The following is an 11,964-nucleotide window of genomic DNA, read 5'->3' on the forward strand; positions in this document are numbered from 1 at the left end:
GGCTTCGATGGCAGACAGCTTGAACTGCTTGGAATACTTGGTCATGTAAAACACCCCGGTGTTGGATGGGTGTCCAACATCCGGGGCGCAGTTCAGAACCCTGTAGGAGCGGATTTATCCGCGATCGAGGGCAAAGCCCTCGCCAGCATTTTGGGCGTTCATGCCCTATGGAGTCCACTCACACCGCTTGAGTGCCATCCCCTTTAGGCTGTTCCACCGGAATCAACTGCTGCTTGCCGCCGGTGGCGTCCATCAGGAACACCTCGACCTGGCGCACCGAAATCTTGATGTCGTGCGCCTTGAACTCGCGGCTGATGTAGCGGTTGATCTCGTCCAGCGTCGGGTTGCGGTCGCCCAGGTCGCGCACGTGCATGCGCAGCTCGTGGTCCAGCGAGCTTTCGCCGAAGTTGAGGAAGTACACGATCGGCTCCGGGTCCTTGAGCACCCGTGGGTTTTCGTGGGCGCCCTTGAGCAGCAGATCGCGTACCAGGTCCAGGTCGGAGCCGTAGTCGATGCCCAGTTTCAGCGTCACCCGGGTGACCGTGTCGGTCAGCGACCAGTTGATCAGCTGGCCAGTGATGAAGGTCTTGTTGGGGACGATGATGTCCTTGCGGTCGAAGTCGGTGATGGTGGTGGCGCGGATGCGGATCTTGCTCACCGTGCCCGACAGGTTGCCGATGGTGATGGTGTCGCCGATGCGCACCGGGCGTTCGAACAGGATCATGATGCCGGAGATGAAGTTGGCGAAGATCTCCTGCATGCCGAAGCCCAGGCCCACCGACAGCGCTGCGACCAGCCACTGCAGCTTGTCCCAGCTCACCCCGAGGGTCGACAGGGTGGTGACGATGCCGATGCCGACGATGATGTACGACAGCAACGTGGTGGTGGCATAGGCGCTGCCCTGGGCCAGGTTCAGGCGCGACAGCACCAGCACCTCCAGCAAGCCCGGCAGGTTGCGGGCCAGGGCGAAGGTGATGCCGACGATCACCAGCGCGCCGAGCAGGTCGCCAAGGCTGATCGGCACCATGCTGGCCGCGCTGCCGGTGCCGCTGGTGTATTCGTACAAGGTGAAGTTGTTGAGGTAGGCGAACACCGAGATCAGGTCCGCCCAGACCCAGTACAGACCGGCAATGAAACCACCCAGCAGGGCCAGGCGGATCAGGCGCAGCGACTGCTGGTTGACCTGTTCGATATCCAGCGTCGGCTCTTCGGTGATGACCTCGCCATCCAGCCCTTCCTTGGCCGCCGCGCGCTTGCTCAGGGCGCGCTGATAGGCCAGGCGCCGCGCCGCCACCGACAGGCCGCGCACGAAGGCGGCCTCGATCACCAGCCAGAACAGCAGCAGGTACAGGGTGTAGATCAACCGGTCGGTGAGCTTCAGCGCGGTGTAGTAGTAGCCGAAGCACACCGCCACGAACAAGGCGATCGGCAAGGCCGTGAAGGCGACCCCGACAGCGCGGCGGAACAACGAGGTATCACGGTGAGCGGGGCTGCTCAGCAACAGGCGGCTGAGCAACCAGGCCATCAGCGCATAGCAGGTCAGCACCACACCGATGCCCAGCACGTCGTCGGCCAGCGCCGAAGGCTGGTGCTCGGCCACCGCCACCACGCCAACCAAGGCCAGCACCACGGTGCCCAGCCGGCGTACCCAGCCACGCAGGAACTCGACTTGCGGCTTGTGCCAGCGGAAGTGGATTTCCGCCACCCCGCCGGGAGCGAGAATGCGGTAGGCGGTATAGAACACCAGCCAGGCCTGGGCCAGCTGCCACAGCGCCGCGCCAAGGTTGGCGTTCTGCCCGCGGGCGTCGATCTGCAAGGCGTAGCTGCACAGGGCAAGGCCCAGGCTGACCGGCATTGCCAGCAGGATGTTGATGAGGATGGCCTGGGGCGTGTGCCACTGGCTGTCACGGCGGAAATGGCCAATGTCCTGGTGCACCTTGCTCAGCCGCTGGTACAGATACTTGCGCCGCCACAGCAGGGCGCCGATCACCAGCAGCAAGGGCAGGAACAGCAGTGGGCGCTGGCTCAGGCCGTCGGTCAGCTCCTTGAGGCCGGAGCCCCAGGGCAGGTCGGCGACCTGCTTGGCGAAGCGTTCCGGCACATAGCGCAGCCAGTCCCAGTCCAGCGGTTTGTTGCTGGGGATCCAGAACATCTGCTCGTCGAGGGTGGTGCGCAGGCCCTGGGCAGTGCCCAGCAGCTGCTTCTGATTGAGCTGCAGGGTGATCGATTCGTTGAGCAGTGCCGACAGCTCGCGGTTCAGGCGTTCGAGCAGGTCGCTGCGGGTAATGGCGACTTCCAGCAAGGCCTTGCGCAGCGCCGGGTTCACGTCTTCCTGCGGCTGGTTGGCCAGCAGCTTGTCGACGTAGGTCACCGGGCTGCTCATCTGCTCACGTTGCTGGTTGACCTCGAACTGGTAGAGGCGGATGTCGGCGATCTGGTCGGCCAGGTCGCGGTCGAACTTCAGGTGCGGCAGGGCCTGCTTCTGCTTGTAGAGGATCTTCGACAGCAACAGGCTGCCCTTGAGCACGCTGATCTGTTCGTCCAGAGCCTGGTCGGCCTGGGTCAGGCTGTCGAGCTGCTGCTTGGTGCGCAGGTTTTGCTGGGTCAGTTCGTTGAGGCGGTCGGTACTCTTGAGCAGGTAGTCGGAAAGCTTGAGGTTGGCCGCGCTTTCGCTGGCCAGCAGGGTGCTGCCACCGGCCTTCTGCGCCTCGATCGACTGCTGGGTGACGGTCTGCTGGGACTGGGCCAGGCGCTTTTCGTTGATCAGTGTCTGCAGGTCCTGAATTTCCTGCTCCAGCCGCGCGGCACGGTCGATCAGCAGGTCGTGGCGGGCATTGCCGAGATCTTGCAGCACGCCGTTACCGGCCAGCTCCTGGCGGCGCAGCAGGGTCAGGGCATTGAGCGAGGCCAGCTCGGCGGTGAGCTGGTTGCGCTGGTCGGCATTGATTGCCTTGCCGCCGTCCTTGCCGCTCTTGAGGATGTTGTTGATCTGCTGACTGCGAGTCTGGTTGCTGCTGATCTCGGCCTGGGCACGCTCGGGGCGGGTTTGCGAGTTGATGATCAGGCTGTTGGCTTCCGACAGCGCTTTTTGCAGTTCACCTTGCAGCGTGTTGCGCTCGCTGAGCATCTGCTCCAGCTGCGGCACGCTGAGGTTGGCGTAGCGCTGGGCGACCGGTTGCGGCTTGCTGTCCTTGAGCTTGGCCAGCTCTTTCTGGCTGTCGCTGGTTTCTTTCGGCGCGTTGGCCAACTGTTGCTTGAGCGCAGCGAGCTTCTTCTCGCTGTCTTCCTTGCTGGCCAGCAGCGCAAGGGTTTGCTCCAGCACTTGCTGCAGGGCTTTCTGGTCGGCTTCGGGCAGTTTGCGCTCGGCGATCTTGTCGAGGCTGTTCTGGATGCTGGCAGTGGTCGGGGTTTCGGCCGCGGCAGCCGCGAACGAAAGGGACAGGCACAGCCCGAAGAGGGCTGTGCGAAGGTACACGCGCAGGGACATAGGCAGACTACTTGTGACTCGAGCGAAAACGGAGTTTAGAGGAACAATCCTGGTCCGGGTCGCGTTCCTTCGGGGAATCTGACGCCCACTTTCTGGATCTTGTTCCCGTCCATGGTCGCCACGGTCCAGATCGTGCCGTGCCATTCGACCTGGTCGCCTACTACTGGAGCGCCTCCGACCTTCTGTCGGATGAACTGCGCCAACGGCATTTTCGCGTCCAGGCCGTCGAGTTTCAGGCCATAAAGCGCGGCCACCGCGCCGAGTTCGGCATCGCCTTCGAGCACGAAGTCGCCGAAGAAGCGCAGGTCCAGGCCACGCTGCGGTGCCTGGCTGAACAGCTTGCCCAGGGCAGACAGGTTATGTTCGTGGCCGATCACGCAGAGCATGTCGCCGACCTCCAGTACGGTACTGCCCGACGGGTGCAGTAACTGCTCGCCCCGGAACAGGGCGGCGATGCGCGTGCCTTCAGGCATCTTCAACTCGCGCAGGGCGGCGCCGATACACCATTTTTCCGCGCCCAGCCGGTAGACGAACAGCTCCCACTCGCTGGTGACGTGCACCTCCAGCGCGGAGCGCGAGATGGGCGCCGGGTCCGGCGGTACCGTGACCTTCAGCAACTTGGCCATCCACGGCAGGCTGGTGCCCTGCACCAGCAGCGACACCAGCACGATGAAGAACGCCAGGTTGAAGAACAACTGGGCTTCCGGCAGCCCGGCCATGAGCGGGAACACCGCCAGAATGATCGGCACCGCGCCGCGCAGCCCGACCCAGGAAATGAAGGCTTTCTCGCGGCCATGGAAGGCCTTGAACGGCAGCAGCGCAGCGACCACCGACAGCGGCCGGGCAACCAGGATCATCCACAGCGCCAGGCCCAGCGCCGGCAGGGCGATCGGCAGCAGGTCGTGGGGCGTGACCAGCAGGCCCAGCACCAGGAACATGCCGATCTGCGCCAGCCAGGCCATGCCGTCGAGCATGTGCAGGATGCCGTGTCGGCTGCGGATCGGCTTGTTGCCCAGCACCAGGCCGCACAGGTACACGGCGAGGAAGCCGCTGCCATGCAGGGCGTTGGTCAGCGAGAACACCACCAGGCCGCCGGCCACCACCAGGATCGGGTACAGGCCGCCGGCCAGGTTGATTCGGTTGACCAGTTGCAGCATCAACCAGCCACCCCCCAGGCCGAGCAGGCCGCCAATGCCGAATTCGCGCAACAGGTGGGTCAGCAGGCTCCAGTGCAGGCCGGTCTGGCCGCTGGCGATCATGTCGATCAGGGTAACGGTGAGGAACACCGCCATCGGGTCGTTGCTGCCCGACTCGATTTCCAGCGTGGCCGTGACCCGCTCGTTCAGGCCTTTACCGCCGAGCAATGAAAACACCGCCGCGGCGTCGGTGGAGCCGACGATGGCGCCGATCAGCAGGCCCTGGATCAGGCTCAGGTTGAACAGCCAGGCCGCGACCAGGCCGGTCAGGGCAGTGGTGATCATCACCCCGATGGTGGCCAGCGAAAGGGCCGGCCACAACGCTACGCGAAAGCTCGCCACCCGCGTGCGCAGGCCGCCGTCGAGGAGGATCACCGCCAGTGCCAGGTTGCCCACCAGGTAGGCGGTTGGGTAGTTGTTGAAGATGATGCCGCCACCATCGACCCCGGCGACCATGCCGACAGCGAGGATGATGACCAGGATCGGGATGCCCAGGCGCGACGACAGCGAACTGACCAGGATGCTTGCGCCCACCAGCAATGCGCCGATCAGGAACAGGCTGTTGATGGTGCTGGCATCCAAAGGCAGGTACTCCGGTACATCGCGGGGGAAGGGACTTGCGAGAATGAACTAGCAGGTCGCGTGCCAATTGATTCTAACCTGATGAATTGGCAGGCTGTAAAGCGTTTCTGCAGATGTAGAAAAGGCACCGCGGAGGGTGCCTTTTCTGAGTTGTCGCTGTTGCGAGGGCTGCGCCCTCGATCGCGACGCAAGGCCGCTCCTACAAGGAGTACGTGGATCCCTGTAGGAGCGGCCTTGTGTCGCGAAAGGGCCGCAAAGCGGCCCCAGTGCCTTACCCCTGCTTCACTTCACGCATCGGCTTGCCTTTCACCGGCGCACCGTTAGCCACGTAGTACTTGGCGGTGCTGCGCGGCAGCGACTTGCGGCCACGGATCTTGTCCGAGATTTTCTCGGCGATCATGATCGTGGTGGCGTTGAGGTTGCCGGTGATGATGATCGGCATGATCGACGCATCGACCACACGCAGGCCCTTCATGCCATGCACGCGGCCTTCGTTGTCGACCACCGCCATGTCGTCGGTGCCCATCTTGCACGAGCAGGATGGGTGGAAGGCGGTTTCGGCGTGCTCGCGGATGAACTTGTCCAGCTCTTCATCAGTCTGCACGTGCTCGCCCGGGCTGATCTCGCGACCACGGTACGGGTCCAGCGCCGGCTGGGCCATGATCTCGCGGGTCAGGCGGATGCCGTCGCGGAACTCCTGCCAGTCCTGCTCGGTAGCCATGTAGTTGAACAGGATGCTTGGGTGCTGGCGCGGGTCCTTGGATTTGGCCTGGATACGCCCACGGCTTGGCGAACGCATCGAGCCCATGTGCGCCTGGAAGCCGTGTTCCTTCACGCCGTTGGAGCCGTTGTAGTTAATGGCCACCGGCAGGAAGTGGTACTGAATGTTCGGCCATTCGAACTCAGGGCGAGTGCGGATGAAACCGCCGGCCTCGAACTGGTTGCTGGCGCCGATGCCGGTACCTTTGAACATCCACTCGGCACCAATGGCCGGCTGGTTCCACCACAGCAGCGATGGGTACAGCGAAACTGGCTGGGTGCAGGCGTACTGCAGGTACAGCTCCAGGTGGTCCTGCAGGTTCTCGCCGACGCCTGGCAGATCGTGGACCACCGGGATGTCGAGGCTTTCCAGCAGGGCGCGTGGGCCAACACCGGAGCGCTGCAGCAGCTGCGGCGAAGCGATGGCGCCGGAGCTGACGATGACTTCCTTGCGGGCGCGGGCTTCGACGCGCTCTTCGCTGTCGCCGACCAGGTAGGTCACGCCAATGGCGCGCTTGCCGTCGAACAGCACGCGGTCGCTCAGGGCGTGAGTGACGATGGTCAGGTTCGGGCGCTTCTTGGACTGGTCCAGGTAGCCGCGTGCGGTGCTGGAGCGGCGACCTTGCTTGGTCACGGTGCGGTCCATCGGACCGAAGCCTTCCTGCTGGTAGCCGTTCAGGTCTTCAGTGCGCGGGTAACCGGCTTGCACGCCGGCTTCGACCATGGCGTGGAACAGCGGGTTGTTGCCGGCTTTCGGGGTGGTCACGCTGACCGGGCCTTCGCCACCGTGGTAGTCGTTCGGGCCGATGTCGCGGGTTTCCGCCTTGCGGAAGTACGGCAGGCAGTCCAGGTAGGTCCAGTCTTCCAGGCCTGGCAGTTTTGCCCAGCCGTCGAAGTCCATGGCGTTACCGCGGATGTAGCACATGCCGTTGATCAGCGAGGAGCCACCCAGGCCCTTGCCGCGGCCACATTCCATGCGGCGGCCGTCCATGTGCGGCTCCGGGTCGGTCTCGTAGGCCCAGTTGTAGCGGCGGCCCTGCAGCGGGAAGGCCAGGGCGGCTGGCATCTGGGTGCGGAAGTCGAAGCGGTAGTCAGGGCCGCCAGCTTCCAGCAGCAGCACGGTGACGCCGGCGTCTTCGGTCAGGCGGGTGGCCAGGGTGTTACCGGCGGAGCCTGCTCCGACGATGATGTAATCGAATTCTTGGGACATGTAAGTACCCTCGTTTGGCGGTGATCAGGGAGCGAAAACGCCCGTGCGCGGTGGCACGGGCGTGGCTAGACAGGGTTTAGAAAACCGAGTTGTAGCCGCCCAGCTCGACCTGGACCGACTTGATGCGAGTGTATTGAGCCAGCGAGCTGACGCCGTTCTCACGGCCGACGCCCGACTGCTTGTAGCCACCGACCGGCATTTCGGCCGGCGATTCACCCCAGGCGTTGATCCAGCAGATGCCGGCTTCGAGCTTGTGGATGATGCGGTGGGCACGGGTGATGTCGTTGGTGCACACGCCCGCGGCCAGACCGTATTCGGTGTCGTTGGCGCGGCGGATCACTTCTTCTTCGGTCTCGTAAGCGAGGATGCTCATTACCGGGCCGAAGATCTCTTCCTTGACGATGGTCATGTCGTCGGTGCAATCGGTGAACACGGTCGGGGCCACGAAGGCGCCCTTGGCGAAGTCACCGGCGGTCAGACGCTCACCACCGCACAGTACGCGGGCACCTTCTTCCTTGCCCTTGGCGATGTAGCCCAGCACGTTTTCCATGTGTGGGAAGCTGACCAGTGGGCCGAAGTTGGTGTTCTCGTCTTCCGGGTTGCCGACACGGATGCGGGCTACGCGCTCGGCGATCTTGGCTTCGAAGGCGGCTTTCATCTCGGTAGGGATGAACACGCGGGTGCCGTTGGTGCAGACCTGACCGGAGCTGTAGAAGTTGGCCATCATGGCGATGTCGGCAGCCTTGTCCAGGTCGGCGTCGGCGCAGATGATCAGTGGCGACTTGCCGCCCAGTTCCATGGTCACTTCCTTCAGCGAGGAGCTGGAGGCGCTGGCCATGACTTTCTTGCCGGTGGTGGTGCCGCCGGTGAAGGAAACTTTTTCGATGCGCGGGTGCTCGGTCAGCCAGGTGCCGACTTCGCGGCCGCTGCCGGTCAGGACGTTGAACACGCCGTCCGGCAGGCCGGCTTCGGTGTAGATCTCGGCCAGTTTCAGGGTGGTCAGCGAGGTGACTTCCGACGGCTTGAAGATCATCGCGTTGCCAGCGGCCAGGGCCGGGGCGGATTTCCACAGGGCGATCTGGATCGGGTAGTTCCAGGCGCCGATACCGACGGTCACACCCAGCGGCTCGCGGCGGGTGTAGACGAAGGAGCTTTCACGCAGCGGGATCTGCTCGCCTTCGATGGCCGGTACCAGGCCTGCGTAGTATTCCAGCACGTCGGCGCCGGTGACGATGTCGACGTAGCGGGTTTCCGAGTACGATTTGCCGGTGTCCAGGGTTTCCAGCATGGCCAGCTCGTCGTTGCGCTCACGCAGGATGTCGACGGCGCGGCGCAGGATGCGCGAACGCTGCATGGCGGTCATCGCTGCCCAGACTTTCTGGCCGCGCTCGGCGCTTTCGACGGCTTTTTCGACATCGGCCTGAGTGGCACGTTGCACGTGGGCGAGGACTTCGCCGGTAGCCGGGTTGATGGCTTCGAAGGTGGCATCGGTGCCAGCGTCGACGTATCCGCCATCAATGTAGAGTTTTTGCGTTCCGAAACGGGCCATAGTGTCCTCGCAAGTGCAGTGTGTGAATGGCGTATCCGTCACGCTCCTGCCGTGTTGGCAAGCGCCGTGCGCGGTGATTCAGCGGCCTGGTCGTCTGTTGCCAGGGTGTGCTGTTTAGCCAGTTGTAGATCCATGTATTCGTAAGCAATCCGAATCGCCTGATCGGTGTCGAATGCATCACCCGACAGCGCTCCACGCAACCACAAGCCATCGATCAGGGCTGCCAGGCCGCGGGCTGCCTTGCGTGCATGGTAGAGCGGCAAGACGCGGCGGAACTGGCAACACAGGTTGGAGTACAGGCGGTGGTCGTTGATCCGCTGCAACCTGTGCAAATCGGGCTGGTGCATGCTGGAAGCCCAGAAGGCCAACCAGGTTTTCATTGCCGGGCCGTTCACCTGGCTGGCATCGAAGTTGCCCTCGATGATCACTTTCAGGTGGGCTCGCGGGCTGTCATCGGTCAGTGCCTGACGACGCGCCCTCACGCCCTCGTTGAGCATGCTCATGATGTAACCCATCGTCGCTGCGATCAGGCCGTTCTTGTCCCGAAAGTAGTGACTGATGATGCCGTTCGACACGCCGGCCAAACGGGCAATCAGCGCAATGCTGGCGTCCCCCAGTCCGACCTGATCGACCGCTTGCAGCGTGGCTTCGATCAATTGCTGGCGGCGGATGGGTTGCATACCGACCTTGGGCATCTTGCTATCTCCTCAGGCCTGCGAGCAGACGACGGGCGGCTGACTCGGCGAAGGCCAGTCTATTTTGTTTTGATTGAACGTTCAATCAATAAAGAATAAGCTCTGCGACAATTTGTGCCATTGACAGTTTTTCAGGCTGCTTCGAAGGCACGAACTGACACCCCAGGAAATCGTGTAACCCCCGGAATACAAGGCGTTGACGGGCTAGTGCGAAGCAAGATTCAGATTCTGCCCAACGGTCATTGACCCGGCGGCGGGCCCTTGGAGCGGGCGGGGTGCTCTGTGACGAATGCGCGCACCTCCTACGAGGCGTGGCATTTTTTGCAGGCCACCTGTCTGTTTTTTTGCAACGTATCGATTCGGGATCACGGTTTCCAGGGTGCTTTTATAACACCTGTAGCAGTGGGGCTATTGCACCAATTGCTCGGGAAAAGACTGATTAGCCTCCAAAGCCGTACTGCCCGGAGCATTCGTGCAATGAGTTCTGCCTCCCTTACCAAACCCCCCGCCGAGAGGGTACGGGTCAACCGCGTCGTGTTCTTCATCTCCGCGCTGATGATCCTTGTTCTGACTGCCTTGCTGATCGCTGTACCCGAAGCCGCAGGCCAAGTGCTGGGCGTGGCCCAGAAGTGGCTGACGCGCACCTTCGGCTGGTACTACATGCTGGTGATCTGCAGTTACCTGGTGTTCGTCGTCTACCTGGCTTTCTCCGACTACGGCAAGCTCAAGCTTGGCGGCAAGGACGACCAGCCCGACTTCAGCTACGGCGCCTGGGCCGGCATGCTGTTCTCTTCCGGTATCGGTATTTCGCTGCTCTACTTCGGCGCTTCCGAGCCGCTGGACCACTATTTCAACCCGCCGGAAGGCACCCCAGCCAGCCTTGAGGCCGCGCGCCAGGGCTTGCAGCTGACCTTCCTGCACTGGGGCCTGCATGGCTGGGCGATCTACGCCTTGGTCGGCCTGGCCGTGGGTTATTTCGCCTACCGCCACAACCAGCCCCTGGCACTGCGCTCGGCGCTGTACCCGCTGGTCGGTGAGCGCTGGGTCAAGGGCGCCGCTGGCAATGCCGTGGACATCTTCGGCATGTTCGTCACCCTGCTGGGCCTGGTGACCAACCTGGGTATTGGCTCGATGCAGGTGTCTTCGGGCCTGGAATACCTGTTTGGCATGGACCACAGCAAGACCAACCTGCTGGTGGTGATCCTGGTCATGGCCGGCGTGGCCACCGTGGCTGCGGTGTCGGGTGTGGAGAACGGTATCCGCCGCCTGTCCAACCTGAACATCATGCTGTTCAGCGGCCTGCTGATCTTCGTCCTGCTGGGCGGCGAAACCCTGCACCTGCTCAACGGCTTCGTGCAGAACGTCGGTGACTACCTCAACGGTATCGTGCTCAAGACCTTCGACCTCTATGTCTACGAGGGCGAAGCCGGCAAGTCCGAGCGCTGGCTGGGCCTGTGGACCGTGTTCTACTGGGCCTGGTGGATTTCCTGGGGCCCGTTCGTCGGCATGTTCATTGCCCGTATTTCCAAGGGCCGCACCGTGCGCCAACTGGTCAGCGGCGTGCTGCTGATCCCGCTGGGCTTCACCCTGGCCTGGCTGTCGATCTTCGGCAACACCGCGCTGGACCTGGTGATCAACCAGGGCGCCGTGGAACTCGGCAAGACCGCGCTGGAACAGCCGTCGATGTCGATCTACCAGCTGCTGGAATACTTCCCGGCCGCCAAGATCGTGATCGGTGTGGCGGTGTTCGTCGGCTTCGTGCTGTTCCTCACCCCGGCCGACTCGGGCGCTGTGATGATGGCCAACCTGTCGTGCAAAGGCGGCAAGGTCGACGAAGACGCCCCGCACTGGATGGTGGTGTTCTGGTCGGTGATCATCACCCTGGTCACCATCGGCCTGCTGTTCGCGGGTAACTTCGAAGCCATGCAGACCATGGTGGTGCTGGCCGGCCTGCCGTTCTCGGTGGTGCTGGTGCTGTTCATGTTCGGTCTGTACAAGGCCATGAAGCAGGACGTGGCGGTAGAGGGCGAGCGCGCCGAGCTGGCCGCCCGTGGCCGTCGTGGCTTCAGCGAGCGCCTGGGCCAGCTGGAGCTGCAGCCGACCCAAGCGGTGGTGCAGCGGTTCATGGACAAGCATGTCAGCCCGGCGCTGAAAGAAGCTGCCGCGCAGTTGCAGACCCTGGGCTTCGAGGTGGAAACCCGTGTCGGCCAGTCGCGCAACATGATGGGCCTGCGGGTGATGATGGATGAGGGCAACCCGTTCGTCTACGAAGTGAGCCTGGACGGCTATATGGCCGCGCCGAGCGAAGCGCCGGTCGAGGGCGAGCCGGAGGTACGCCAGCGCTTCTACCGCGCCGAGGTGTACCTGCACGATGGCAGCCAGGAGTATGACCTGATGGGCTTTGCGCCTGAGCAGATCGTGCGTGATGTGCTCGATCAGTTCGAGAGCCACCGGCAGTTGCTGGGTCGCGTCTACAGCTGAGCTGC

Annotated in this window: 6 protein-coding genes; 1 reads left to right on the top strand and 5 read right to left on the bottom strand. The window is 63.2% G+C overall.

The window, feature by feature from the left end:
• Nucleotides 1–178: 178 nt before the first annotated feature.
• The 5 genes from mscK to betI all read right to left on the bottom strand — a co-directional run bounded on the left by mscK (nt 179) and on the right by betI (nt 9,478).
• Nucleotides 179–3,487, bottom strand: a complete 3,309-nt coding sequence (gene mscK / locus ACIPZG_RS16150) for a mechanosensitive channel MscK (RefSeq protein ID WP_400715372.1) — start codon at nt 3,485–3,487, stop codon at nt 179–181.
• 35 nt (nt 3,488–3,522) lie between these two features.
• Nucleotides 3,523–5,265 (bottom strand): potassium/proton antiporter, encoded by a 1,743-nt coding sequence (locus tag ACIPZG_RS16155; protein ID WP_400715374.1) that lies wholly within the window; start codon nt 5,263–5,265, stop codon nt 3,523–3,525.
• Between the two features lie 271 nt (nt 5,266–5,536).
• Nucleotides 5,537–7,234: a choline dehydrogenase gene (betA, locus tag ACIPZG_RS16160; RefSeq protein WP_400715376.1), complete on the bottom strand. Its 1,698-nt coding sequence runs from the start codon at nt 7,232–7,234 to the stop codon at nt 5,537–5,539.
• A 76-nt stretch (nt 7,235–7,310) separates the two neighbouring features.
• On the bottom strand, nt 7,311–8,783 hold the full coding sequence (gene betB, locus ACIPZG_RS16165; protein ID WP_400715378.1) for a betaine-aldehyde dehydrogenase: 1,473 nt from the start codon (nt 8,781–8,783) through the stop codon (nt 7,311–7,313).
• A 38-nt stretch (nt 8,784–8,821) separates the two neighbouring features.
• A complete protein-coding gene (gene betI / locus ACIPZG_RS16170) occupies nt 8,822–9,478 on the bottom strand; it encodes a transcriptional regulator BetI (protein ID WP_400640218.1) in 657 nt (218 codons plus the stop codon).
• A 534-nt stretch (nt 9,479–10,012) separates the two neighbouring features.
• Between betI and ACIPZG_RS16175 the strand changes: the two genes are divergently transcribed.
• A complete protein-coding gene (locus ACIPZG_RS16175) occupies nt 10,013–11,959 on the top strand; it encodes a BCCT family transporter (protein WP_400715716.1) in 1,947 nt (648 codons plus the stop codon).
• Nucleotides 11,960–11,964: the final 5 nt, after the last annotated feature.

Origin of the sequence: Pseudomonas sp. NPDC089395 (genome assembly GCF_044749525.1) — a bacterium.
In the GTDB taxonomy this organism is placed as follows: Bacteria; Pseudomonadota; Gammaproteobacteria; order Pseudomonadales; family Pseudomonadaceae; genus Aquipseudomonas.